The organism is Methylomonas sp. Kb3 (genome assembly GCF_002834115.1).
Lineage (GTDB): Bacteria > Pseudomonadota > Gammaproteobacteria > Methylococcales > Methylomonadaceae > Methylomonas > Methylomonas defluvii.
Window position 1 is genome coordinate 291,564 of the sequence record NZ_PIZT01000015.1, and the last position, 22,058, is coordinate 313,621.

The window sequence follows — 22,058 nt, forward strand, 5'->3', positions numbered from 1 at the left end:
TTGCGCCAATGCGTCTGCACACCCTTTTGCTACTCAGTGTCTGCGTTTGGTTCGCCGGTTTCGCGCACGCGGAGGAAAATAGCCAAAGCCGCGAGTTTCAATTAAAGACTGCCTATTTGTTCCATTTTGCAGAATTGGCGCAATGGCCGACGACCAAGCCGGTGACGATTTGTTTGCAAGGCCGCAGCCTGTTACGCGCCTACTTGCCGGTTTTGGAAGGCCAGCAAATCAACGGTAATGCGGTGCATGTCAATTTGGCCGACGCCCCCGACATCACCCAATGCAGCATCTTGTTTCTAAGCGACTTGGCCGGCTTAACACCGGTATTAGCCGAGCAAGCCCGGCAGCATCACGTGTTGTTGGTCGGCGACGTGGAAAACTTTGCTAACCACGGGGGTATGGTGCAATTTACGTTGCGCGACAACAGGTTAAAACTGGTGGTAAATTTAGCGGCGGTGAAATCAGCCGATTTAAAGCTGAGTTCGAAATTACTGCGGATGGCCGAAATAATAGAATGACAGCGTCAACAGATCCTCGCATTTCCATCAGCCGCAAGCTGGGTAAAATCCTGCGAGTGATGGTGATGTTAAGCCTGATGGTGGCGACGGTATCGCTGTCGATTCGGGAATATTCGGCTTTGCAGCAGAACATTGGGCAAAAATTGACCTTGACCGCCAATATGATCGGCCAAAACAGCAGCTTTGCCTTGTTGTTCGACGACAATCAAACCGCCCAGGAAATATTGGATGCGCTGGCCCACGATCCGGACATCATCGCCGGGCAAATCCAAACCCCCAGCGGGGTCACGCTGGTCCGTTACGCAAAACCGGCAAGCAATTGGCACGGCTGGTGGCCGGCCTGGCTATCGAAAACCCGGCAGATCACGCAGCCGATTTTGCATAAAAATAAACAGATTGTCGGCCACATTACCCTGGTTGCCGACCTGAAACGCGCCTACCACTCCTTGCTGTTCAATACCCTGATTAACACCGGTATTATCTTGATCGCCTTGAGCGTGGTGGCCTTGTATGTGCAGCGCTTGCAACGTTCGTTTTTAGGCCCGCTGTTGAAATTGGCTAATACCGCGCGGCAAATCGAAAAAGACCACGATTACAGCCGGCGCTCGGATTATGCCGGTAACGACGAAATCAGCGATTTGGCCGAAGCCTTTAATAATATGCTGGCGCAAATCCAGGCGCACGAGACCGACTTGGAAAGCCAGGTGCGAAGCCGCACGCAGGAGCTTGAGCTCGCCAAGCGGGAGGCGGAATCCGCCAATCAGGCCAAAGGCCAGTTCCTGGCCAATATGAGCCATGAAATCCGCACGCCGATGAACGCGATTGTCGGCTTGGTGGAGCTGTGCCTGAATAGCGAACTGAGCTTTAAACAACGCGAATATCTGAAACGGGTGGAATCGTCCGCGCAGTCCTTGATGACACTGATAGGCGACATTCTGGATTTCTCCAAAATGGAAGCCGGCAAAATGCAGATGGAGACCATACCCTTTCTGCTGGAAGAGATGCTGGAGCATGTGTTTTCCACCATGCTGCAACTCAGCGCGAACAAGGGGATTCAACTGATCAGGCCGCCGGTCGGCGAGTATCACGCGGTAATCGGCGATCCGCAACGGCTGCGGCAGGTGTTAATCAATCTGATCGGCAACGCCATCAAGTTTACCGAGCACGGCGAGATAACCGTCAGTTTCAGCGAAATCAGCCGCGATGCGCACTCGGTGCGTCTGCAATTTGCCATCAGCGACACCGGCATCGGCATCACCGCCGAACAGCAAACCAAATTGTTCCAGGCTTTTAGCCAGGGCGACAGCAGCGTGACCCGCAACTACGGCGGTACCGGCCTGGGCTTGATTATCTCCAAGCAGCTGATCGAACAAATGGGAGGGACGATAGAGGTCAGCAGCGAACCCGGCGTCGGTTCCACCTTTACCTTTAATGTGCTGCTCGGCGCCACCGATTTGAATACCATCCGTAATTTCCAAATCCGCCGTCACCGTACCAGCATAGACATCGGAAAATTGGCGCGGCTGCAGGGGCGGCGGGTGTTGCTGGTGGAAGATAACGAAATCAACCGCATCGTCGCCATCGAGCTGTTGGAACAAGCGCAATTACAGGTGGATATTGCCGAAAACGGCGAACTGGCCTTGGACAAGCTGCGGCATCACGACTACGACTGTGTGCTGATGGATGTACAAATGCCGGTGATGGACGGCTATCAAGCCACCCGGCTGTTACGGCAAATCCCGGCTTGCCGCGACCTACCCGTCATTGCGATGACCGCCAACGTGATGCACGGCGATCATCAGCACTGTCTGGCCGCCGGCATGAACGACTTCATCGGCAAACCGATTCTACCGGCCACGCTTTACGAAACCTTATTGAAATGGATTAAACCGGTTACCGACCAGCCTTTGGACCTGGGATAGCATTAATCAACGCCCTATTTACCCCAAGGCATCACCGGCACCGTCGACACACTGTTGGCCGGTGCACCTTCGATCACTTTCCGGCTAATCGCCAGATAAACCAGGGTGTTGTGCTTGGCATCCCATAAACGGGTAATGTTGGTGGACTTGAAAAACAGCGAGGTGCTCTCCGAAAATACGGTTTCTTCCGTGCTCAGTTTGGCCGGCAATGTGATCGGCCCGGTTTGCCGGCAAGCCAGCGAAAATTCCGACGGATCTTCCGACAGACCCAAGCCGCCGGAAATCCCCCCCGATCTGGCCTGACTGATATGGCAAATCACGTTAGGGATTTTCGGATCTTCAAAGGCGTCGACACAAACCTTGTGATTGGCACCGATTAGTTTCCAGGCCGTGGTCACGCAACCCACTTCATCGGCCTGCGCCGCGCCCGCCAGCATGAGCAACAAGCCACAGCATAAGCGGCCGCTATGTTTTAAGGATATTTTCAGCATAAATTTCTCGCAGACAGTGAGTAGATGGAAAGGGTCAGACTCAGGGTAACAAGCGCCAGTCGCTAAAACAAGCCGCCTGACCAACATAGCGTTGCGCGCTATCGTGGACATTCCACACCACCGCGCGCTCGATCAAAAAACGCTTGCCGGATTTGGCGATCCGCACGCCACTGTAATTGTCGATATAGCCCTGGCTGGTCACTTGATTCAATAGTCGCTCGCGCTCTTCACGATTGACCGGCTCCGCCGAAAAACGCGAAGGCATACCGATAAATTCCGGCCAACTTAGCTCGAATAAATCCTGTGCGGTGCGGTTGGCGTAATTGAATACAGGATCGGCAGCAGTGTTATGCGACAACAGGGCAAAATCGGCTTCATAGACTTGCCGGCCCAGCGCCATGTTTGCGGACTGTTCCAACAGCGGCTTGCCCAGCAATTGCTGATAGCTTTGGAGCAGCAATTGGATATGGGTTTCGTAAAAATCGTTTTCTTGGCTGGGTACTGGCAAATCGAGCATGGCTATCCGTTACACACCGGGCTGGTAAAGTTCTTTTTTATAAACCGCGCTGATTTGCCTGCCGTCCCACACATAGCAATAATGCGCGCCTTGCTTGACCGGCGCCAGCAAACGCGGTTTAAACACCGCCACACATTCTCCGCCCGCCGCCCGCACGCTGGAATAGACGATACCATCCGCACCGTCCGCGCGTAACTGCCTGGCCCAGGCCTGCGCGGCGGCGTAATTGCCGGTGTCGGCGTCGTAAATTGCCGGTAATTCGGTTTGCCGACCGCGAATGTCGTGCAGCTCGGCATTCAAATCCGAGGCATTGCTGCGCATGTCGATGTCAATCGGCGCTTGTCGGGTCGCGGCCAGAAACCGGCTGCGATGAAAACGGGTTTCGGCTATCGCGGTATCGATGTCTTTGGCGGCGTAATACACGCCGTAACTGCCGTCGCAAAACCGGCTGCCTTCCGGATTTAAATGCGTGAACGCGGCCATGATCGGCGTAGTCCCCGGCCCGGCAATTCGGTCCGCCACGGCGACCAAACTGATTTCGCCGGCTTCGTCGCGCAGCCTGTCGTTAGTCAGCGCTTCAATGGCGAACACTACTTCCAGATCAGCCGGGTCTGCCACCCTATCGAACAAACCCGTCGGCGGAAACCGGCTAGGCACCAGGCGCCAGCAAGGTCGCCAATCTATCCGACTGATTTTCGCTACCGCCATTAGGCCCAACCGCACTGCGCATCCAGATATTGGCGCACTACATACAAATCCGCCACCCGCCCGGACAACATGCGTTGCAAGGCGGTTTGCCCGGAAAACAGCGCGGCCTGATTGGCTTGATGCAGCCAGCCATCCGCCGCTGCCGGCTTGGGCAGTAAAATCTGCAAGGCTTTATAAATCCCAAAGATGTAAGACAACCTTTCCAATTTATCGGCGTTAAGACTGGCGCTTTCCGGATTTTTCTTCCACTTAAAATACGTGCTGCGCGAATCCAGCCCCAGTAAAACCATGGCCTGCTCGACATTCAAACCCCAGGCATCGGCGATATTAAAAAAAGTCCGTAAAGCCGCACCGGCCACCAGCGCGCTGTCGGCCGGTAATTGCACATGAGCTGTTGACAACATAAGCCCTCCAAAACAACTTATCTAAACTTTACGTTAAAATAAGTCTATTTATGGACTTTGTCAAAGGGGTTTTGGGTTTTATTCTTGGAAAAGGAGTTTTGTTTGGGCCGGGTTTTTATTTGGGCAAAACAGACCGCGTAGCTCCGATTAGCGCAGCGTAATCGGAGGAACGACGTCAAACATGCGTCCGATTACGCTATCGCTAAGCGGGCCTAAGGCCTTTTTTGTCTAAGGGGGTTTGCTTAGCGGTTTTTAGGCCAGCTATTCGGATTTCTAGCATCATGCACTACAGCCAACACATGTACTAAATCGCCGCGCACTACATAAAACACGCCGAATGGAAAACGCGGGAGTAATGCGCCGAACGTTTGGAATTACCTCGGCATAGAGCAACGGTGCTTGTTCCAGCCTTTTTAGCTGCAGCTCTAAAGCGGCAATAAATTCATCTCCGAGACCGGAGCTTTGCGACTCGTACCATTCTTGGGCTTCGCCCGTTTCACGTAAAGCGCGTGCGGAAAATTTCAGGCGGTACGCCATGAGCCATCTTTAAGGCACGATTTTACTTGATCCCAGGAATAGCCGGACTCCGGATTCCGCTCAAACTCAATCATGCGCCGTTCCAGTTCGGCTTTAAGCTCCGGCGATACTTCCACAGCTTCAGGTACTGCGGCGACGCTGTCCCAAATAAGCTCAACGAGCTGAATGCGTTCCTGCAACGGAAGTTCCAGAATATCGGTAATCGAGATATTGTTCATGGCGGACACTGTATCCATTTTTGGTAAAAATCAAAAGCGACACTTATAAACGGCCCGACGATTTAAGTTTTTGCACGACTAACTCATCAACTTGATTATTCGGTGTGGCCGGAGATAAGCCCGCGTAGCTCCGATTAGCGAAGCGGAAGCGGGTTGGCTTGAGCGAAATGTGGGCATCACTGCGTTTCACTTATCAACTGCCCATGCTCATCAAAGCGGCGCTCGATGCGCTTCATACCCTGTACATCGTAACGCTCCTCAATGCGAGGTTGCCCGTTCGGATAGTAGTAAATCTTTCCGGCAAGCAACTGGCCGTCGTACATCTCAGCGTAAATAGCAACCGCTTGCTCGTTGTGATGAAGGATGCCAATCAGAGCACCGTCCGGTCCATAGCGATTTATGCTCTTGATCGCTCCGGAATCATAGAATTCCTTAACGATTTTCTGTCCCCCAACAGCACTGAGCGTCTCTGGCTCTTTAGCGAATAAGACCGTAACGGTGGCAAGCAAAAGTACGGCAACAAGATTGATGTGCGTCATGTTCATTTGTTTGTTGCTCAACATAATATATACGACATTTTTTGCCTTATAATCCCAGCCATCTGTCGTATAACTCCTTATTCCTGAGTTTAAATAATTGATAAAACTGCGCTTTATTAAACAAAGAACCAGCCCTGGCCGGAAAATACGACAAATGTCCAAGGCTTATGAGCCACTTTTATTCAAGCCCCAGACTATCGAGTTCGCGGAAATAAACATTTTGGTTCCGTATTTCTTGCAAAGATACCCCAAGACCCAAACTAATCAAAGAACATTCCAACGCTCAACCTCTGTCAGTCTGTTTGCCTAGCGGCCCAAGCGCCTACAAACGATTTGGGTTAATCCTGTTCCGATCTCGACTTCCAGGCCGCTCGGGCCACTAGAATCGCCGCCGTTAGAAAACCGACCGTGGTCAGCGTAAAACTGATGCCAGCCTGAATCGGGAAGTGCGGTTCGACCGGTAAAGCGGAGGCCACCGGCTTGGCCGACAATCCCCTTAGTAAAAACGATAGCGGGTTGAAAAACGCCCCGAAGCAGCAGGCACTCACCACCCAGACCGGCGGCGTGACCGCATATTGCCGAAACAGCAAAAAGAAAATGAACAGAAATTGCGCCATCATCAGGTAATCGATGTGGGCGCGAATAATGTCGGCCCGTTCGACCAGGTGGCTGGCCAACGCGCCGTCGGGATAAAACAGCGTAAAGCCCAATACCCAGGCGATACTCAACGCTATCGCCAGACAGAATATCGCAAACACCAGCAAAAACACGTTTGCCAACGGTTCGGGTGGAAATTTTTGATTGCTCATGTGTATCCTCATTTTCAAGAGGCGCTTGGCCCCAGTTATCGAACGCCGCAAAGGGCAAACGCGCCGACCCCGTTGCCAAGCTCAAACGCTTTGACTAGACTGCCCGGCAAAAATGCCGGTTGGCCGAACGCAACGGGGAGCTTAAACAATGACCAATACACCACGCTTGTATGAACGTGCTACTGCCTCGGCGGTCCCTTTCGATGCGCTCTGGGACATCAGCGGCGGCCGCACGTTTTTTTGCGGTCCGCTGTATTACAACGCCAACCACCAACACGGCGCTCCGGTGTTTCTGGCCGGTCTGTATGGGAAGTTTCGTTTGAAAGTGGCGGGTAGCGATTGGCTGTCTTGCCGCACGGCGGTAATTCCGGCCGGCGTGTGGCACGAGCTGGATGTGGGCGGCGACCCGCTTGCGGTGTTTTACATCGAACCGACCATCGCCGGCGTCGAGGCGCTGTTACCTTTAATCCGCGATACCCGCTCAGTGAACGGTGCCTTGGTCGGTAACGGCGGCGAAATCGCCTTCATGCGCGATCTCTACGAAGATCGCTACAGCCCGAATTGGACCGCGCAGCCCCTGGCCGATTTGCTGGATTTTTCGAAACGCCGGTCTCAAGCCGACAGACTAGACCCACGCATCAGCCAAATCGTCGAATTTTTATTCGCGCAAGGCGACGACCTGACGTCGGTGATTACGCTGGCAGCGAATGTAGGACTATCCGCATCCCGGCTACAACATCTGTTCAGCCAGCAGATCGGCGTGCCGTTTCGCCGTTATCGCAGCTGGAACCGGATGCGGCAAGCGATAAAAGAAGTCATCAAGGGCCACAACTTCACGACTGCCGCGCACGCTACCGGGTTTTCCGATTCCGCCCATTTCAGCCATGAATTTCGCAAGACTTTCGGTGCCGCGCCCACAGTGGGTTTGCATAATCTGGCGCGGCTGCAACCCTAGCTTAAATCGACTCCCGCACCAAATCTGCCAAAATCCGCAAGCCTGATTCGGCATCCTCGCTACTGGAGTGGCTGAAATTCAACCGTAGCTGGCCGCAAGCGTCCACCGCCATCGGTAGGAAGGGTTCGCCGGGCATAAAAGCCACGCCGGCTTCGATAGCCTTAGGCAACAGCTGACGGGTATCGATGCGGCGATTCAGCGTCAGCCAAAAAAACAAACCACCGGGCGGGGTTTGCCAAACTGCCAAATCCACAAAATGCCGGCGCAGCGCAGCGTCGAATGCATCGCGGCGCTGGCGGTAATGGCCGGCCAAATCCGCCAATTGCCGGCTGCGGTCGGGATTGTTCAGTTGTTGTAGTACCAGCCATTGGCTAAGGCGATTGCTGTGCAAATCGGCCGCCTGCTTCAAGCGGGTCAAAAAAGGCATCAGTTCCGGCGACGCGACCAGGTAACCCAAGCGCAAGCCCGGCGCCAGGCTTTTGGAAAACGAGCCTTGATAAATCCATGGCGCTTGTTGCAACCTGGCACATACCGGCGTGCGTTCGCAATCGTCGTACACCAGATCACGGTAGGGATCGTCTTCGAATAGGGGAATATTGCCGGCATCGCAAGCGGCGGCCAGGGCACTGCGCTCCCCGGCATCCAGGCAGCGGCCGCTGGGATTCTGGAACGTGGGGATCGCATAGGCAAACGCTGGCTTTTCCCGCTGCCAGGTATCCAGATCGGGCGCCCCAGCATCGTAAGCCACGAAGCGGGCGCCGAAAAAGCGGAACACCTGCAAAGCCGCCAGATAAGTAGGCGCTTCCACGGCCACCGGCGTGCCGGGATCGATGAACAGTTTGGCGACCAGATCGATACCTTGCTGCGAACCGGACAGGATCAACACCTGTTCGGCCGAACATTTAACGCCCAGGCTTTGCATGTCGGCGGCGATACGCTCGCGCAACTCCGCTTCGCCTTCGCTGGCGCCGTATTGCAACATGTGCTGCGGCATGGCCTCTAGCGTGAATTGCGGGAAGCTGTCCAACGACGGTAATCCGCCGGCAAAGGAAATCATGCCGGGTCTGTCGACGACGGCCAGAATTTCGCGGATTGGTGACGGATGCAGGTCTTGGGTACGAGCGGAAAAGCGGATAGGGTGCTGCGGCGATAATGAGTTCATGGTGGGCATTGATAAATGTCAATAAAGTTGACCTATAGCCATGCTAACGGCTGCCTGCCTATAATGTCAACATGGTTGACCAAATAGCCGCTATCGATAATCCCCTGCTTGATGAAACGCCGAAGCCGGACAGGCGCGAAGCCGCGTTACGTCTGGCTATCGAACAATTTTACTTCGGCTATCGCGCCTTTACCGTACAGCCGGACCGCATCCTGGCCGAGCGCGGGCTTGGGCGGGTGCATCACCGGATCTTGTATTTCGTCGGCCGCAACCCGCGGATTTCCGTGAACGCGCTGCTGGGCATGCTAAGCGTCAGTAAACAAGCTCTGAACGCGCCATTGCGGCAGTTAATGGACATGCAGCTGGTCATGATAGACACGGCCGCGCATGACAAACGGGTACGCGAACTCAGCTTAACGCCGGACGGCGCGGAATTGGAAGCGCAACTGACCGGCACGCAAATGCAACAGCTGCAAACGGTATTCGCGCAAGTCGGCGCCGAAGCCGAAGCCGGCTGGCATGAAGTGATGCGTAGCTTGAGTGCACAGAGCTGAGCAGCCGTGCGCGAAAAAATCGACGCCATCTACCAAAGCGAATCCCGCCAGGTACTGGCCACCTTGATTCGGCTGCTCGGCGATTTCGATGTGGCCGAGGAAGCGCTGCACGATGCCTTTCGCGTTGCGCTCGAACAATGGCCGCGTGACGGCTTACCGGCCAATCCGCGCAGTTGGCTGGTGTCGGCCGGCCGCTTCAAGGCTATCGACGGCCTGCGCCGGCAAGCCCGCTTCGATGTGCTGGAGGATGCCGATACCTTGGCGGATCCAGCCAGCGAACCCGGCGACACGGATGACGAAGGCCTGGAAGACGACCGCCTGCGGCTGATCTTTACCTGTTGCCATCCAGCGCTATCCCCGGATGCCCAAGTCGCATTGACGCTACGCGAAGTTTGCGGCCTGGCCACCGAGGAAATCGCCCGCGCCTTCCTGACGCCGACACCGACGCTGGCCCAACGCATCGTCCGCGCCAAAACCAAGATCCGTGATGCCCTCATTCCCTATCAGGTACCGTCGCCTTCAGAACTCCCACAACGCCTCGATTCGGTGTTACGGGTAATTTATCTGGTGTTCAACGAAGGCTACTCCGCGTCGTCCGGCGACGCGCTAACCCGGCATGATTTGTCGGAAGAAGCGATACGCTTGGGACATTTGCTGGTCGAGTTACTGCCGGAGCCGGAAGCGCAAGGCTTATTGGCGTTGATGCTGCTGCACGAATCCCGCCGCGCCGCCAGAACCACAGCCGACGGTGAACTCATTTTGTTGGATGACCAAGACCGCAGCTTGTGGGATAAGGAACGCATCGTCGAGGGCTCTGCACTGGTACAGCGGGCCTTAGGGTCGCGGCGCTTCGGCCCTTATGCGTTGCAAGCCGCCATCGCTGGGCTGCACGCCAACGCCAGCCACGCCGCCGCCACAGACTGGCCGCAAATCGTCGCACTCTATGAAGTCTTATTGCGCATCGAAGCCTCGCCGGTAATCGAATTAAACCGGGCCGTCGCGGTAGCGATGCGCGATGGACCTTTAGCTGGACTGGAGTTGATCGATGCCATTTTACAAAACGGCGACCTTACCGATTATCACCTCGCGCATGCGGCACGAGCAGATTTGTTCCGGCGTCTGGGCAGAACCGACGAAGCGGTCGCAGCTTACGAACAAGCCCTGGCTTTGACGCGGCAGGAGCCGGAACGGCGCTTTTTGGCGCGCAGACTGCGCGAAATCCGCTTGGAGTGACGATATCAGTAAAAAATTGGCGATTGATTTTAAAGTGATATTTAATCATTTGCGTCGCGCACCAGACGCGCTTTTTGACACAACAAATGAAAAGTTTCGCGCCGCGCCATTCTGATAGAGCAAGTTCGGCCAAAGCCCCCTTACTTAAAAAGGTGCCATCCGCCATGAAATTGCGTCGATTGAAGTCGGGCCATTGTAGCCTCGATGCAGCGTTAGCGGAATCGAGGGCGTCGGCCTGCCGGCCATCAAACCCACATAGACAATTAAAAGAAGCTGGGCTTCGAAACCTCGATTCCATCGAGGCTACTTGCTAATTGCCCGTGGATCAAACAAGTAGAGCTCAGACAATCTCATTATGAAGAAATAATTACTATTTGTAATTCATGCGTTTAGGTTCAAAGTATTGCCTATAATGAGGCCTGCCAATCTCGCCGCGTTGGCACAGCGGCATCAATACAAAACGAATCGCAGCATTCGGTATCGACAAGTTGGTATAAATGCATTAATAATCGATTAGTTGGAAGAAAAAATAGACTTATGACCACCGCCAACATCAACACGACCATGCTGACCTGGGCGCGCGAACGCTCCGGCATCGCCGTGTCTGAATTTGCCCGGAAGTGCGGTGTCAGCCTAGACAAGCTCTGCGAATGGGAGTCCGGCCACCGCTCTTTGACCTTTAAGCAGGCTATGACCTACGCCGAAAAGGCACATATCCCATTCGGCTATTTGTTTCTTGCCCAGCCTCCAACCGACGAATTGCCTATTCCCGATTTAAGAACGATCGAAGGCCAAACCAACCGTAGACTCAGCGCGGAATTGCTTGATCTGATCAAGCTGATGCAACAGCGCCAGGAATGGTACAAAGACTATTTGCAACAGCATCTTGTCGGTCCAAATCCTATCGTTGGCCGCTTTGTCGTCAAAGATGGGGTAACCGCCATCGTGCGCGACATTCGCACCGCGCTCGGCGTCGGCAATCACCCGCAACGCGGCAGCTGGGAAGACTATTACCGCGATCTGGTCAACCGTATCGAGTCTGTAGGGGTGTTGGTGATGCGCCAAAGCGATGTGGGCCACTACACGCGACCATTGCGCGTCGAAGAGTTTCGAGGTTTTGCAATTGCTGACAATTACGCGCCGATCATTTTCGTCAACCATGCAGATGCCTTGGGTGCACGGCTGTTCACCCTGATCCACGAACTCTGCCATATCTGGATCGGCCAGTCTGGCATTTCCGACGCTAGCACGCAAACCCATCGGGCAGAAGAGATTCTTTGTAATGCGGTAGCCGCCGAGTTTTTAGTCCCGGCCACTGAATTTCAGACCATATGGAGGCATGATCTGGACAACTGGCAGTCCAATTTGCCGACTTTGGAATCGCATTTCCACGTCAGTACGTGGACCTTGGCGCGCCGCGCACTGGCTTTAAACTACATAACTCAGGACGAATACCAGCGTTATATCAACACCCAGCAAGCGACTTATAAGGATCGCGACGATAACGGCGGCCCCGGTTATTACCGTACCAAAAAAGCCCAGATTAGCCAGCGTTTTTCCCGCGCGGTCGTCAGTGAGGCTCTCAGCGGCCAACTTTTACTCCGTGAAGCCAGCCAGTTATTGGGTGGTATCAAACCCGACAAAATCGCCACCTTTGCCAAGGAGTTGGGCGTTTGAAATATCTTCTCGATGCCAATACCTACATACAAGCCAAGAATTTCTATTACGGCATGGACATCTGTCCTGCTTATTGGGATTGGCTGGATCGGCAATTTCAAGCGGGTTTGGTCGCCAGTGTTCAGATGATAGGCAAGGAACTTAAAGACGGTCACGACGAACTAGCCGCATGGGCCAAGGCGCGCTCAGAACACTTCATCAACAACGACGACACCGAAACCCAGTCGGTGTTTTCCGAAATTGTTCAAAGTGTCGCAGCCGGCGACTATAACCCCGGCAACCGCGACAACTTCTTAGCAAAAGCCGATCCCTGGCTCATCGCCAAAGCTAAAACCCTTGGGGCAACGGTGGTCACCCACGAAGCCTTTCTGGCGCCGAACACTAAGAAAGTCAAAGTTCCCAACATTTGCCTGCAATTCGGTGTGCCTTGCCTGGATACGTTTCAGTTTCTGCGGGAATTGGATGCGCGGTTTGTTTTGGAACACTAAAGCAAAATGCACTGAGTTGTGACAACCGGCAATCGTAGAATAGTTATCCGGCTAGCTGAGATAAATACTGCATTTCTTTGACCTCGGAAATGTGATGGCGATGAAATTCCGCCAGGCCCGGTTCCGATGCGATTTTTTCTACATAACCTTTCAAAACCGCTAGTTGCTGTTCGGCAATCTGTTGGGCATTAGGGTGGCGAACGCGGTCAGAAACGACGAAAGGCTGGTCACCACTTGTCCGCCTTTGGGTTTAAGCGACACTTTGACCAGACTATCGACCAGCTGTGGCGTGTACTTCAACATATAGTCCACATAGCGGCGAATCTGCGGGATCTGTTCCTCCAAGGCCTGCCTTTCTGCATCAAAATCCTCGCGAGACAGGATTTTCTTGTCGGCAAATACCGGCGCCGCCAATTCTTTCCGGTTGGCTAGTTTTATCGTGGCGCCCCGCTGGTGACATATAGCCATTCGCCATTTCCGTGGCGTTGCGGATTTCCAGGCTGCGCCACTCGCATTCCTCAGCCATCCGCTCGGCTTCAGCCCGATTAAAATCCTCTTTGATTTCCGGCGCATGGGTGCGTTCGACATGGTCCAGCTTGCGTTGTACGAAAGCCGTGTAACGCGAACGCATCAAAGCTTCGGTGGTGGGCGCCGGCGCACCGTCGATAATCGGGCCGCAGCATTCGGCATAATCCAGTTTGGAGCCGCCAGGGCAAAGCGTCATAGTTCATCTCCGGTTAGGTTGCGAAAAATTGAGGTCGATCTTTCAATGGTAAGCGACAGCCGGCTTCGGCTCAGGGCAAGCACTGGAAATTGTCGCCATGCATCGACACCACTTTCGGTAGCTCGTTTCAACGATAAAAACGTTCCAGTTGTCGAATATGCCCGGCGCCGAACGACTACTCAGTGCGAACATTATTTTTAACCCAGGAGTTGACCATGAAATACCTATGCCTGATTTGCGCCGAAACCGTGATGGAGGGAATGTCGAATGACGCGGCAGCCAAACACTTTGACGAATACGCCGAATTTACCCAAGCTATCCGCAACAGCGGCCATTACCTGAGCTGCAATCGGCTGCTGCCGGCCAATGCGGCCATCACGCTGCGGGTGCGCGGCGGTAAAGTCAGCATCACCGACGGCCCGTTCGCGGAAACCAAGGAACAACTCGGCGGCTATTATCTGATCGAGGCTAGCGATTTAAACGAGGCTATCCAGGTGGCCGCGCGGATTCCCGGCGCCAAGCTAGGCTGTGTGGAAGTGCGGCCGATAGCCGAAGACCGGCAAACGCTGCAAGCGTTGGGTTTTTTGGAACCGGACAATTTGCGTTAGCCGGCAAGTTTGCCAACTAGTGGAAAAAATTTCTGCGGCTTGTCGATTTCGGCATTCGCGGTTCGACAACAGGCGTAAGCAGTCTTTTTTCCACAACAAACCTAAAACCAGGAGCACAGTCATGAACAACATCAAACCGATCCCCGACGGTCACCACACCTTAACCCCTTACCTTGTAGTACGCGGCGCGGCGGCGGCACTGGAATTTTACGCAAAAGCCTTTGCCGCCACCGAGCTGTTGCGTCTGCACGCACCCGGCGGCGCGATTGCCCACGCCGAATTCAAAATCGGCGATTCGCATTTCATGCTGGCCGACGAAAGTCCCAATTGCGGCGACATATCGCCACAGGCGCTAGGCGATACGCCGGTAAAATTGCATCTCTACGTCACGGATACCGACGCGGTATTCGCGGCTGCCATACAAGCCGGCGCAACAGAAATCATGCCGCCCACCAACCAGTTCTGGGGCGACCGAATGGGCGCGCTGACCGACCCGTTCGGCCATAAATGGCTGATTGCCACGCATATCGAAGATGTCGATCCGAGCGAATTTCAGGGCAGAATGGAAGCTTTCTTCGCCGCTCAGACAACAGCCGGTAAACCTTAAATCGGCCGATTTCGGCATCCTCGCACCTTCAAAGAGAGCAATATGAACACGCAAATATTCGTCAATCTGCCGGTAAAAAACCTCGATCAATCCGTGGCGCTTTTTACCGCGCTGGGCTACAACTTCAACCCGCAATTTACCGATGAGACCGCGACCTGCATGATCGTCAGCGAGAACATCTTCGTCATGCTGTTGACGGAAGACAAGTTCCGCACGTTTACGCCCAACAGCATTTGCGACGCCACGAAAAGCACGGAAGTACTGATCTGCTTATCCTGCCAAAGTCGCGAGGCGGTGTACGACATGGTAAGTAAGGCGGTTGCAGCCGGCGGCAGCACTTATAACCAGCCGCAAGACCACGGCTTTATGTATGCGCACGGTTTTCAGGATTTGGATGGCCATATCTGGGAACTGGTCTACATGGCACCGGATGCGGTATCCCAGCACTAACGGAGAAAGCGATGAAATATATGCTACTGATTTATCTCGAAGAACACAGCCTGGACGAAGCCGACCGGCAAGCTTGTTATGCCGAATCCACCCAACTCGCGCACAAGCTCAAAGCCAACGGCCAATATCTGGCCGCCAGCCCGTTACACCCCACAGCCATGGCGACCAGCGTGCGGGTGCGCGACGGCAAACGCTTCATCACCGATGGCCCGTTCGCGGAAACCCGCGAACAACTGGGCGGCTACTATCTGGTCGACGTCCCGGATCTGGACGCGGCTCTCGCTATCGCCGAACAGATTCCGATGGCACGCAAAGGTACCGTCGAAGTGCGGCCGCTGATCGAGATTCCGGGTTTGCCCGGCGATTGAACTTACCATGCTTTAGGAGCAGACCATGATCAAAACCATCCTTATCGTTCTCGTCGTCATAGTCGTCGCGCTACTGATCTATGCGGCAAGCAAACCCGATACCTTCCGCGTACAACGCGCGATCACCATCAAAGCGGCCCCGGATAAGATTTTTCCGCTGATCAGCGATTTGCACAATATGCAAACCTGGTCGGCTTGGGAGAAAGTCGATCCGGGCATGAAGCGGACATATAGCGGTGCTGCCAGCGGGCCGGGTGCGGTCTATGAATGGGAAGGCAACCAGGAAATCGGCCAGGGGCGCATGGAGATTCTGGAAACCAATCCACCGGTAAAGCTGATGCTGCGGCTGACTTTCATTAAGCCATTTCCAGCCGAAAACACCGTGGAATTTACGCTACAAACCGAAGGCGTTGTTACTCATGTCACTCAGGCCATATACGGCCCCAGCCCCTTCCTATCGAAAGTGATGAGCCTGGTGTTCAGCATGGACAAAATGATAGGCGGCAAATTCGAGGAAGGTTTAGCCGAGCTAAAGACCATCGCCGAAAAGTCATCATCTATTTCAATTTCAGAGGACAAGCCATGAAGCCAACAGAACAAACAGCTGAATCGCGTGAATTAATGCTGACGCGCCTGATCGATGCGCCACCCGAGAAACTCTATAAAGCCTGGACCGAACCGGCACTGCTCAAGCAGTGGTTTTGTCCGAAGCCCTGGACCGTGGCTGAAGCCGAACTCGATGTCAGAGCCGGCGGCACCAGCATCATCGTGATGCGTGGCCCGGACGGCGAGGAGTTTCCAAACCAAGGAATCTATCTTGAAGTCGTGCCAAACGAGCGTTTGGTGTTTACCGACGCCTATACCAGCGCCTGGGAACCCTCCGCCAAACCCTTCATGACCGGCATCATCACGTTTACACCTGAAGCCGGAAAAACCCGCTACACCGCGCGCGTGTTGCATTGGACCGCGGCAGACCGGAAAGCCCACGAGGAAATGGGCTTTCATGAAGGCTGGGGCAAGGCCACCGACCAACTGGCCGAGCTGGTAGCCGGCTTTTAAGACGGGAAAACCGGTCATTACTTTTTAACACTAACCGAGTAAACACCATGCCCAAAATCACCCCATTTTTATGGTTCGACGACCAAGCCGAAGAGGCGATGAATTTTTACGTATCCATTTTTAAACATTCGAAAGTCTTGAGCGTTACTCGCTACGGCGACGCCGGGCCAGGACCGAAGGGCAGCGTGATGACTGCCAATTTCGAGCTGGACGGACAAGTATTTACCGCGCTCAACGGCGGCCCGACGTACCCGATGCAACCGTTTTCCCCAGCAATTTCGTTTGTCGTACACTGCGAAACTCAAGCAGAAGTGGACCACTATTGGGAAAAACTATCCGCGGGCGGCAAGCAGAATCAATGCGCCTGGCTGGAAGACAAATTCGGCGTAACCTGGCAGATCGTGCCGAATGTGCTGCTTGAATTGATCAGCGATCCCGACCCGGTAAAAGCCGGACGGGTGATGCAGGCCATGCTGAAAATGACCAAAATAGACATAGACACCTTAAAACTAGCCTACGCACAATCCTGATGAAACCGCTATTCGCCACTCTACTGTTACTACTTGCCGGCCGGGTTAACGCCATCGAATGGGTGGATAGTCCTGCGCTCGCCACACTGTTCAGCGAAGCCGGCGTGCATGGCACTTTCGTAGCCTACGATGTCGATGCGGATAGGCTAATCGGCCACGACCAAACTCGCGCGGAAACCCGCTTCATCCCGGCCTCGACCTTCAAGATTGCCAATAGTTTGATCGGCTTGTCGGTAGGCGCGGTCAGTAGCGTAGACGAGCCGTTGCCATACGGCGGCCAACCACAAATGATCAAAGACTGGGAACGGGATATGGGCTTACGCGAGGCGATCAAACTATCCAACGTGCCGATTTATCAAGCACTGGCGCGGCGCATCGGCCATGAGCGGATGCGCGAGGGAGTTGCCCACCTGGGCTACGGTAACGCCGATATAGGAGATACGGTTGATCGGTTTTGGCTGGATGGTCCGCTGCAAATCAGCGCGGTGGAACAGACGGCATTTTTGGCCCGCTTGGCGCGGGATCAATTGCCGCTGGCAGGCGATGTTCAGGCCAAAGTGCGGGAAATCCTGATGCTGGAGCAGCAGGGCGCACGAAGTTTATACGGCAAAACCGGCTGGTTAAACGCGCCCAATCCCGGTATCGGCTGGTGGGTGGGCTGGGTCATGCGCGGAAATCGTCTGTACAGCTTTGCATTGAACATCGACATCACTCAAGCCGCCGACGCACCCAAGCGGGTAGAGTTGGGCAAGGCCTGTCTCAAGGCCTTGGGAATATTGTAACCGTAAGGCCTTATTTGGCTCGCAACGCCAATGCGGTTTTCGCCAGACGTTCCCCCAGCACCCAGCACAGGCGTTTTTCATGCTCGGTGAGTTCGGCATCAGTATCGGCGACATGGCTGGGCCCGTAGGGCGTGCCGCCGCTGACCGTTTCGCGTAGAGCAATCTCGTTGCACGGCAGACTCATCAGCAACATGCCGTGATGCATCAAGGGCAGCATCATTGATAACAGCGTGGTTTCCTGACCGCCGTGCATGCTGCCGGTGGACGTAAACACGCCGGCCGGTTTGCCGGACAAGGCTCCGGAGAACCATAACGCGGTCGTGCCATCCAGAAAATGCTTTAACGAAGCCGCCATATTGCCGAAATGGGTGGGGCTGCCCAGTGCCAAGCCGTCGCAGGTTTCCAGATCCTGCAGGGTCGCATAGGGTGCGCCGGCATCGGGAATGCTATCGGCGATTTTCTCGCATACCGCCGAGACTTCCGGTACCGTGCGCAAAATCGCTTCCGCGCCGGCCACCGATTCCACGCCCCGACCGATCTGTTGCGCCATCCGCGTGGTGCTGCCGTCGCGGCTGTAATAAAGAATCAAGATTTTCGCCATCAAAGTATCGCCAACACGCTTTCCGGCGGCCGGCCGATGGCGGCTTTACCGTCTTTCAACACGATGGGCCGTTCGATCAATTTGGGAATTCTGATCATCGCTTCGATCAAATCCGCATCACTCAAGGACTTGTCGTCCAAACCGTTTTCTTTATATTCCGGCTCTTTGGTACGCATCAAGTCGCGCGGCTTGATATTTAACTTGGTCAGAATGTCCTGCAGTTCAGCGGCGGTAGGCGGTGATTTAAGATATTCCACAACTTCCGGCTTAACGCCTTGCGCTTCCAATAGTTTCAAGGTGTCGCGGGATTTGCCGCAACGCGGGTTATGGTAGATTTTGACGCTCATGGTTTGCACCTTAATCATGACGGGTTGCGGCTATAATAGCACCCTTCGAATCACGGATAAGCTCCCAAAGCCATGCAATTACCCAACTATTCAACCGCCCGCGTGCTGGTGGTCGGCGACCTGATGCTGGATCGTTACTGGCACGGCGCCACTTCACGGATTTCCCCGGAAGCGCCGGTGCCGGTGGTACACGTCAAACAAGACGAACAACGGGCGGGCGGCGCCGGTAACGTGGCTTTGAATATCGCCGCACTGGGTGCAAAAGTATCGCTGCTGGGTTTTACCGGCGAAGACGAAGCGGCGACGGCGTTGAAAGCTTTGCTGCAACAGGCCAAGGTTTTATGCCTGTTTCAAGCGGTGCCGGGTTATCCGACCATCACCAAATTGCGGGTAATGAGCCGCCATCAGCAATTGATCCGCCTGGATTTTGAAGACGGTTTTAATCATGTCGATAGCGACGCGTTATTGCATCTATACCATGCAGAGATGATGCAATCGCAGGTCATCGTGCTGTCTGATTACGGCAAAGGTACTCTAAACCAGGTACAACAATTTATTAAATTGGCAAAGCAGCTGAACAAACCGGTGTTGGTCGATCCGAAAGGCAGCGATTTTTCGATTTACCGGCAAGCCACGCTGATTACACCCAACCTCAGCGAGTTTGAAGCGGTGGTGGGCCGCTGCGCCGACCAACAGCAAATCGTCGAGCGCGGCGTAAATTTGCTGGCCGAACTGGAATTACAAGCGCTATTGGTCACCCGCGGCGAAAACGGCATGACCCTGCTCAGCAAGGACGAAGAACCCTTGCACCTGCCAACCCATGCCCGCGAGGTATTCGATGTCACTGGCGCCGGCGACACGGTGATTTCCGTGCTGGCAGCCAGCCTGGCCGCGAAAAAACCGCTGGCCGAAGCCACGCAACTCGCCAACATCGGCGCCGGCATCGTCGTCGGCAAAATGGGTACCGCCACCGTCAATACCGACGAATTGCATGCCGCCTTGCAAGGCCCGCGCGCCCATCACAAAGGCGTTTGCAGTTTGTCCGACCTGCTTGCAGAACGCGCCGACGCCAAACAAAACGGCGAAAAAATCGTCGCCACCAACGGCTGCTTCGACATCCTCCATCCCGGCCATGTCCGCTATCTGCAACAGGCCAAAACCCTGGGTGATCGATTAGTCGTGTTAGTCAACAGCGATGCCTCCGTGCAACGCTTAAAAGGCCCGGAGCGCCCGGTCAACAAACTGGATCACCGCATGGAAATGCTGGCCGCACTGGAATGCGTGGATTGGGTCGTGGAATTTGAGCAAGACACCCCGAAAGAAGTCATCGACCAATTACTGCCCGACATCCTGGTCAAAGGCGGCGACTATACCGACATCACCAGCATCGCCGGTCACGAAAGTGTATTGGCGAATGGCGGCGAGGTGAAGATCTTGTCGTTTATTGAGGGGCATTCGACGACTTCGATTATTCAGACGATTAGAGATAAATCCGTATAACTTCTAATGCAAAATTTATAAGGCAATTTATGCCAGAACAAAATAACACTCATCTTCATCAAATAACACTTAAAGGCTTCAAATCTATAAAGAGCCTTAATTTAAAGATGAACCCAATAAACATACTTATTGGCGCAAATGGTGCAGGCAAAACAAATTTCATTTCCCTGTTTACGTTTCTGAGAAATTTATCCGAAGGAAAACTGCAGTCTTATGTTGAAAAGCAAGGCTTTGCAAATACATTCTTCCATTTTGGCTCTAAAGCTACTCCACGAATTACCATAGATATTGAAATAGGAAATAACAGTTATCATACTGAATTTGTTCACAGCGACAGCAACGATGCTTTGGTATTCGATATAGAGTATTGCAAGGTTAACACTTCAAAATCCAACTGGTCAATAAGAGGTAAGCTGGGAGAAAGTGGACTACTACCTGGATCAGAGTCTGATAGCGAATACGTGAGAAAATATACTAGAGAATATTTACAAAAATGTAGAGTCTATCATTTTCATGATACTAGCCCCACTGCTGGCTTTAAACTGGCACAAAAGCTAAGTTCAAATGTATTTTTCAACTCCGATGCCAGCAATTTAGCACCATTCCTTCTCTATCTCAGGAATCTTCATCATACTAGTTACCAAGAGATAATTTCAGCCATCCAAACAGTAGCACCTTTTTTTCACGATTTTTACCTTGAGCCAAACGGCGAGAACGGAGATAAATCACTGCTATTAAGATGGATTCATCGCGATTATGAAGAGCCCTTTTCAGCGAACCAGCTTTCGGATGGTACCGCGCGATTTATATGCATGGCTGTGTTGTTTCTTCAGCCCGAACGATATAGACCTAGTACGATTATTCTCGATGAGCCTGAGCTTGGCTTACATCCCGCTGCATTGAACGTGTTATCTGAAATAATCAAAACCACATCTAAGACAAACCAAATTATATGTTCAACGCAATCGGTTGCTTTTGCCAACCAGTTTGAGCCTGAAGACTTTATTGTTGTTGATCAAGAAAAGGGTGTATCTACATTTAAAAGACCAGATAAACAAGCTCTTGAACTTTGGCTTGAAGATTATCGAATGGGAGATATTTGGACCAAAAATCTAATTGGAGGTCGTCCGGAATGGTAAGGGTGGGAATTTCGGTAGAAGGCACTACCGAAGAACGTTTTATTAAGATACTACTAGAACCCTACTTATCCCAGAAAGGCATATTTGTTACGCCGATTCCGATTAATGGAAATGTAAGTATTGACCGAATAAAGTATGAACTAGCAAAAATTTACTATAGCTTTGACTATGTCAGCACTTTTTATGATTTCTATGGATTTAAAAATAAATCTGACGGCGAAACTAAAACCAGTCTGGAATCCAAAATTAGGCAATCAGTCAAAGAGGAATTGAGATCGAAAATTTTACCCTATATTCAAATGTATGAATTTGAAGGATTACTGTTTTCCTCTCCTGAAGCTATATCATCGATACTTCAAAATAATTCGCTTACAGCATGGGCAAACGATGTGCTAGCGCAATTTGATAACAATCCCGAAAAAGTGAACGACTCTAAAGAAACAGCACCATCAAAGCGCTTAGAAAAGGCTGCGGATTATAGAAAGACTACTCATGGGCCAAATATTTCGAGGCAGATAGGCCTGGCGAAAATGAGGCAAATGTGCTCGGGGTTTAATGACTGGTTATCTGAATTGGAAAGCCTTGTTAATTAGGCGACCAGCCCGTAACCA

The 22,058-nt window shown here is 53.3% G+C and carries 30 protein-coding genes; 18 read left to right on the plus strand and 12 right to left on the minus strand.

The features are described 5' to 3' along the window. Nucleotides 1-8 precede the first annotated feature (8 nt). The gene (locus CWO84_RS12020) at nt 9-518 is read left to right on the plus strand and encodes a YfiR family protein (RefSeq protein WP_033156977.1); all 510 of its coding nucleotides are present in this window, start codon (nt 9-11) and stop codon (nt 516-518) included. Then, nucleotides 515-2,440, plus strand: a complete 1,926-nt coding sequence (locus tag CWO84_RS12025) for an ATP-binding protein (protein ID WP_101052865.1) — start codon at nt 515-517, stop codon at nt 2,438-2,440. The genes CWO84_RS12020 and CWO84_RS12025 overlap by 4 nt, the downstream gene beginning before the upstream one ends. Before the next feature lie 14 nt (nt 2,441-2,454). Here the strand turns inward: CWO84_RS12025 and CWO84_RS12030 are convergent, their stop codons facing one another. The 7 genes from CWO84_RS12030 to CWO84_RS12060 form a co-directional block, all read right to left on the minus strand. Then, a complete protein-coding gene (locus CWO84_RS12030; RefSeq protein WP_033156979.1) occupies nt 2,455-2,931 on the minus strand; it encodes a CreA family protein in 477 nt (158 codons plus the stop codon). A 40-nt stretch (nt 2,932-2,971) separates the two neighbouring features. Next, complete coding sequence (locus CWO84_RS12035; protein ID WP_033156980.1) at nt 2,972-3,448, minus strand: MEKHLA domain-containing protein; 477 nt, start codon at nt 3,446-3,448, stop codon at nt 2,972-2,974. 9 nt (nt 3,449-3,457) lie between these two features. Further along, nucleotides 3,458-4,156 carry an RES family NAD+ phosphorylase gene (locus tag CWO84_RS12040; RefSeq protein ID WP_101052867.1) on the minus strand — a complete coding sequence of 233 codons (699 nt, stop codon included), beginning with the start codon at nt 4,154-4,156 and terminating at the stop codon, nt 3,458-3,460. Further along, nucleotides 4,156-4,560 (minus strand): MbcA/ParS/Xre antitoxin family protein, encoded by a 405-nt coding sequence (locus tag CWO84_RS12045; RefSeq protein WP_033156982.1) that lies wholly within the window; start codon nt 4,558-4,560, stop codon nt 4,156-4,158. The genes CWO84_RS12040 and CWO84_RS12045 overlap by 1 nt, the downstream gene beginning before the upstream one ends. A gap of 521 nt (nt 4,561-5,081) precedes the next feature. Continuing rightward, entirely contained in the window at nt 5,082-5,315 is a 234-nt protein-coding gene (locus tag CWO84_RS12050; protein ID WP_101052902.1) for an addiction module protein, read from the minus strand. A 176-nt stretch (nt 5,316-5,491) separates the two neighbouring features. Next, nucleotides 5,492-6,016, minus strand: a complete 525-nt coding sequence (locus CWO84_RS12055) for a hypothetical protein (protein WP_133120673.1) — start codon at nt 6,014-6,016, stop codon at nt 5,492-5,494. Nucleotides 6,017-6,192: 176 nt separating this feature from the next. Continuing rightward, entirely contained in the window at nt 6,193-6,663 is a 471-nt protein-coding gene (locus CWO84_RS12060; protein ID WP_033157662.1) for a hypothetical protein, read from the minus strand. 148 nt (nt 6,664-6,811) lie between these two features. On the opposite strand from CWO84_RS12060, the gene CWO84_RS12065 reads away from it, so the two are divergent. After that, nucleotides 6,812-7,618, plus strand: a complete 807-nt coding sequence (locus tag CWO84_RS12065; protein WP_033157661.1) for an AraC family transcriptional regulator — start codon at nt 6,812-6,814, stop codon at nt 7,616-7,618. A 1-nt stretch (nt 7,619) separates the two neighbouring features. On the opposite strand, the gene CWO84_RS12070 is transcribed toward CWO84_RS12065, so the two are convergent. Continuing rightward, nucleotides 7,620-8,780, minus strand: coding sequence for a PLP-dependent aminotransferase family protein (locus CWO84_RS12070; protein WP_033157660.1), 1,161 nt, complete (start codon nt 8,778-8,780; stop codon nt 7,620-7,622). A gap of 71 nt (nt 8,781-8,851) precedes the next feature. On the opposite strand from CWO84_RS12070, the gene CWO84_RS12075 reads away from it, so the two are divergent. The 4 genes from CWO84_RS12075 to CWO84_RS12090 all read left to right on the plus strand — a co-directional run bounded on the left by CWO84_RS12075 (nt 8,852) and on the right by CWO84_RS12090 (nt 12,732). Beyond that, entirely contained in the window at nt 8,852-9,334 is a 483-nt protein-coding gene (locus tag CWO84_RS12075; protein ID WP_084153347.1) for a MarR family transcriptional regulator, read from the plus strand. A 6-nt stretch (nt 9,335-9,340) separates the two neighbouring features. Then, nucleotides 9,341-10,567 (plus strand): RNA polymerase sigma factor, encoded by a 1,227-nt coding sequence (locus CWO84_RS12080; RefSeq protein WP_033157659.1) that lies wholly within the window; start codon nt 9,341-9,343, stop codon nt 10,565-10,567. A gap of 537 nt (nt 10,568-11,104) precedes the next feature. Beyond that, nucleotides 11,105-12,244 carry an XRE family transcriptional regulator gene (locus CWO84_RS12085; RefSeq protein ID WP_033157658.1) on the plus strand — a complete coding sequence of 380 codons (1,140 nt, stop codon included), beginning with the start codon at nt 11,105-11,107 and terminating at the stop codon, nt 12,242-12,244. Next, nucleotides 12,241-12,732, plus strand: a complete 492-nt coding sequence (locus CWO84_RS12090; RefSeq protein ID WP_033157657.1) for a DUF4411 family protein — start codon at nt 12,241-12,243, stop codon at nt 12,730-12,732. The genes CWO84_RS12085 and CWO84_RS12090 overlap by 4 nt, the downstream gene beginning before the upstream one ends. A 159-nt stretch (nt 12,733-12,891) precedes the next feature. On the opposite strand, the gene CWO84_RS12095 is transcribed toward CWO84_RS12090, so the two are convergent. Next, nucleotides 12,892-13,077 (minus strand): hypothetical protein, encoded by a 186-nt coding sequence (locus CWO84_RS12095; protein ID WP_051670133.1) that lies wholly within the window; start codon nt 13,075-13,077, stop codon nt 12,892-12,894. A 16-nt stretch (nt 13,078-13,093) separates the two neighbouring features. Continuing rightward, nucleotides 13,094-13,456 (minus strand): YchJ family metal-binding protein, encoded by a 363-nt coding sequence (locus CWO84_RS12100; protein WP_225892937.1) that lies wholly within the window; start codon nt 13,454-13,456, stop codon nt 13,094-13,096. A 215-nt stretch (nt 13,457-13,671) separates the two neighbouring features. Here CWO84_RS12100 and CWO84_RS12105 point away from each other — a divergent pair, with 215 nt between their 5' ends. The 8 genes from CWO84_RS12105 (at nt 13,672) to blaOXA (ending at nt 17,860) form a co-directional block, all read left to right on the plus strand. Beyond that, a complete protein-coding gene (locus tag CWO84_RS12105; protein ID WP_033157656.1) occupies nt 13,672-14,064 on the plus strand; it encodes a YciI family protein in 393 nt (130 codons plus the stop codon). A 121-nt stretch (nt 14,065-14,185) separates the two neighbouring features. Continuing rightward, nucleotides 14,186-14,671, plus strand: coding sequence for a VOC family protein (locus CWO84_RS12110; protein WP_033157655.1), 486 nt, complete (start codon nt 14,186-14,188; stop codon nt 14,669-14,671). A 42-nt stretch (nt 14,672-14,713) separates the two neighbouring features. Beyond that, nucleotides 14,714-15,121 (plus strand): VOC family protein, encoded by a 408-nt coding sequence (locus tag CWO84_RS12115; RefSeq protein WP_033157654.1) that lies wholly within the window; start codon nt 14,714-14,716, stop codon nt 15,119-15,121. 11 nt (nt 15,122-15,132) lie between these two features. Further along, nucleotides 15,133-15,489: a YciI family protein gene (locus CWO84_RS12120; protein WP_033157653.1), complete on the plus strand. Its 357-nt coding sequence runs from the start codon at nt 15,133-15,135 to the stop codon at nt 15,487-15,489. A gap of 25 nt (nt 15,490-15,514) precedes the next feature. Next, complete coding sequence (locus CWO84_RS12125; RefSeq protein ID WP_033157652.1) at nt 15,515-16,075, plus strand: SRPBCC family protein; 561 nt, start codon at nt 15,515-15,517, stop codon at nt 16,073-16,075. Then, a complete protein-coding gene (locus tag CWO84_RS12130) occupies nt 16,072-16,548 on the plus strand; it encodes an SRPBCC family protein (protein ID WP_033157651.1) in 477 nt (158 codons plus the stop codon). The genes CWO84_RS12125 and CWO84_RS12130 overlap by 4 nt, the downstream gene beginning before the upstream one ends. A 47-nt stretch (nt 16,549-16,595) precedes the next feature. Further along, entirely contained in the window at nt 16,596-17,078 is a 483-nt protein-coding gene (locus CWO84_RS12135; protein ID WP_033157650.1) for a VOC family protein, read from the plus strand. Beyond that, nucleotides 17,078-17,860, plus strand: coding sequence for a class D beta-lactamase (gene blaOXA, locus CWO84_RS12140; protein WP_033157649.1), 783 nt, complete (start codon nt 17,078-17,080; stop codon nt 17,858-17,860). Before CWO84_RS12135 ends, blaOXA begins: the two co-directional genes overlap by 1 nt. A 10-nt stretch (nt 17,861-17,870) precedes the next feature. Here the strand turns inward: blaOXA and wrbA are convergent, their stop codons facing one another. Both wrbA and arsC read right to left on the minus strand, forming a co-directional pair. Continuing rightward, a complete protein-coding gene (wrbA, locus tag CWO84_RS12145; RefSeq protein WP_033157648.1) occupies nt 17,871-18,461 on the minus strand; it encodes an NAD(P)H:quinone oxidoreductase in 591 nt (196 codons plus the stop codon). Beyond that, a complete protein-coding gene (arsC, locus tag CWO84_RS12150) occupies nt 18,461-18,808 on the minus strand; it encodes an arsenate reductase (glutaredoxin) (RefSeq protein ID WP_033157679.1) in 348 nt (115 codons plus the stop codon). Before arsC ends, wrbA begins: the two co-directional genes overlap by 1 nt. A 72-nt stretch (nt 18,809-18,880) precedes the next feature. Between arsC and hldE the strand changes: the two genes are divergently transcribed. Genes hldE through CWO84_RS12165 form a run of 3 tightly spaced genes read left to right on the plus strand, consistent with a single transcriptional unit; the run spans nt 18,881 to nt 22,040 of the window. Then, complete coding sequence (hldE, locus tag CWO84_RS12155; protein WP_033157647.1) at nt 18,881-20,308, plus strand: bifunctional D-glycero-beta-D-manno-heptose-7-phosphate kinase/D-glycero-beta-D-manno-heptose 1-phosphate adenylyltransferase HldE; 1,428 nt, start codon at nt 18,881-18,883, stop codon at nt 20,306-20,308. Nucleotides 20,309-20,337: 29 nt separating this feature from the next. Beyond that, on the plus strand, nt 20,338-21,447 hold the full coding sequence (locus tag CWO84_RS12160; protein WP_033157646.1) for an AAA family ATPase: 1,110 nt from the start codon (nt 20,338-20,340) through the stop codon (nt 21,445-21,447). A gap of 2 nt (nt 21,448-21,449) precedes the next feature. Next, entirely contained in the window at nt 21,450-22,040 is a 591-nt protein-coding gene (locus tag CWO84_RS12165) for a DUF4276 family protein (protein WP_201799007.1), read from the plus strand. Nucleotides 22,041-22,058 lie beyond the last annotated feature (18 nt).

What these genes read in the sequence shown, in the direction of transcription:
- CWO84_RS12065 (WP_033157661.1), top strand. Translation starts at nt 6,812, where the DNA reads ATGACCAATACACCACGCTTGTATGAACGTGCTACTGCCTCGGCGGTC.
- blaOXA (WP_033157649.1), top strand. Translation starts at nt 17,078, where the DNA reads ATGAAACCGCTATTCGCCACTCTACTGTTACTACTTGCCGGCCGGGTT.
- CWO84_RS12045 (WP_033156982.1), bottom strand. Translation starts at nt 4,560, where the DNA reads ATGTTGTCAACAGCTCATGTGCAATTACCGGCCGACAGCGCGCTGGTG.
- arsC (WP_033157679.1), bottom strand. Translation starts at nt 18,808, where the DNA reads ATGAGCGTCAAAATCTACCATAACCCGCGTTGCGGCAAATCCCGCGAC.
- CWO84_RS12070 (WP_033157660.1), bottom strand. Translation starts at nt 8,780, where the DNA reads ATGAACTCATTATCGCCGCAGCACCCTATCCGCTTTTCCGCTCGTACC.
- CWO84_RS12085 (WP_033157658.1), top strand. Translation starts at nt 11,105, where the DNA reads ATGACCACCGCCAACATCAACACGACCATGCTGACCTGGGCGCGCGAA.
- CWO84_RS12105 (WP_033157656.1), top strand. Translation starts at nt 13,672, where the DNA reads ATGAAATACCTATGCCTGATTTGCGCCGAAACCGTGATGGAGGGAATG.
- CWO84_RS12040 (WP_101052867.1), bottom strand. Translation starts at nt 4,156, where the DNA reads ATGGCGGTAGCGAAAATCAGTCGGATAGATTGGCGACCTTGCTGGCGC.
- CWO84_RS12115 (WP_033157654.1), top strand. Translation starts at nt 14,714, where the DNA reads ATGAACACGCAAATATTCGTCAATCTGCCGGTAAAAAACCTCGATCAA.
- CWO84_RS12025 (WP_101052865.1), top strand. Translation starts at nt 515, where the DNA reads ATGACAGCGTCAACAGATCCTCGCATTTCCATCAGCCGCAAGCTGGGT.
- CWO84_RS12160 (WP_033157646.1), top strand. Translation starts at nt 20,338, where the DNA reads ATGCCAGAACAAAATAACACTCATCTTCATCAAATAACACTTAAAGGC.
- wrbA (WP_033157648.1), bottom strand. Translation starts at nt 18,461, where the DNA reads ATGGCGAAAATCTTGATTCTTTATTACAGCCGCGACGGCAGCACCACG.
- CWO84_RS12125 (WP_033157652.1), top strand. Translation starts at nt 15,515, where the DNA reads ATGATCAAAACCATCCTTATCGTTCTCGTCGTCATAGTCGTCGCGCTA.
- CWO84_RS12030 (WP_033156979.1), bottom strand. Translation starts at nt 2,931, where the DNA reads ATGCTGAAAATATCCTTAAAACATAGCGGCCGCTTATGCTGTGGCTTG.
- hldE (WP_033157647.1), top strand. Translation starts at nt 18,881, where the DNA reads ATGCAATTACCCAACTATTCAACCGCCCGCGTGCTGGTGGTCGGCGAC.
- CWO84_RS12020 (WP_033156977.1), top strand. Translation starts at nt 9, where the DNA reads ATGCGTCTGCACACCCTTTTGCTACTCAGTGTCTGCGTTTGGTTCGCC.
- CWO84_RS12060 (WP_033157662.1), bottom strand. Translation starts at nt 6,663, where the DNA reads ATGAGCAATCAAAAATTTCCACCCGAACCGTTGGCAAACGTGTTTTTG.
- CWO84_RS12110 (WP_033157655.1), top strand. Translation starts at nt 14,186, where the DNA reads ATGAACAACATCAAACCGATCCCCGACGGTCACCACACCTTAACCCCT.
- CWO84_RS12135 (WP_033157650.1), top strand. Translation starts at nt 16,596, where the DNA reads ATGCCCAAAATCACCCCATTTTTATGGTTCGACGACCAAGCCGAAGAG.
- CWO84_RS12130 (WP_033157651.1), top strand. Translation starts at nt 16,072, where the DNA reads ATGAAGCCAACAGAACAAACAGCTGAATCGCGTGAATTAATGCTGACG.
- CWO84_RS12075 (WP_084153347.1), top strand. Translation starts at nt 8,852, where the DNA reads ATGGTTGACCAAATAGCCGCTATCGATAATCCCCTGCTTGATGAAACG.
- CWO84_RS12035 (WP_033156980.1), bottom strand. Translation starts at nt 3,448, where the DNA reads ATGCTCGATTTGCCAGTACCCAGCCAAGAAAACGATTTTTACGAAACC.
- CWO84_RS12120 (WP_033157653.1), top strand. Translation starts at nt 15,133, where the DNA reads ATGAAATATATGCTACTGATTTATCTCGAAGAACACAGCCTGGACGAA.
- CWO84_RS12100 (WP_225892937.1), bottom strand. Translation starts at nt 13,456, where the DNA reads ATGACGCTTTGCCCTGGCGGCTCCAAACTGGATTATGCCGAATGCTGC.
- CWO84_RS12050 (WP_101052902.1), bottom strand. Translation starts at nt 5,315, where the DNA reads ATGAACAATATCTCGATTACCGATATTCTGGAACTTCCGTTGCAGGAA.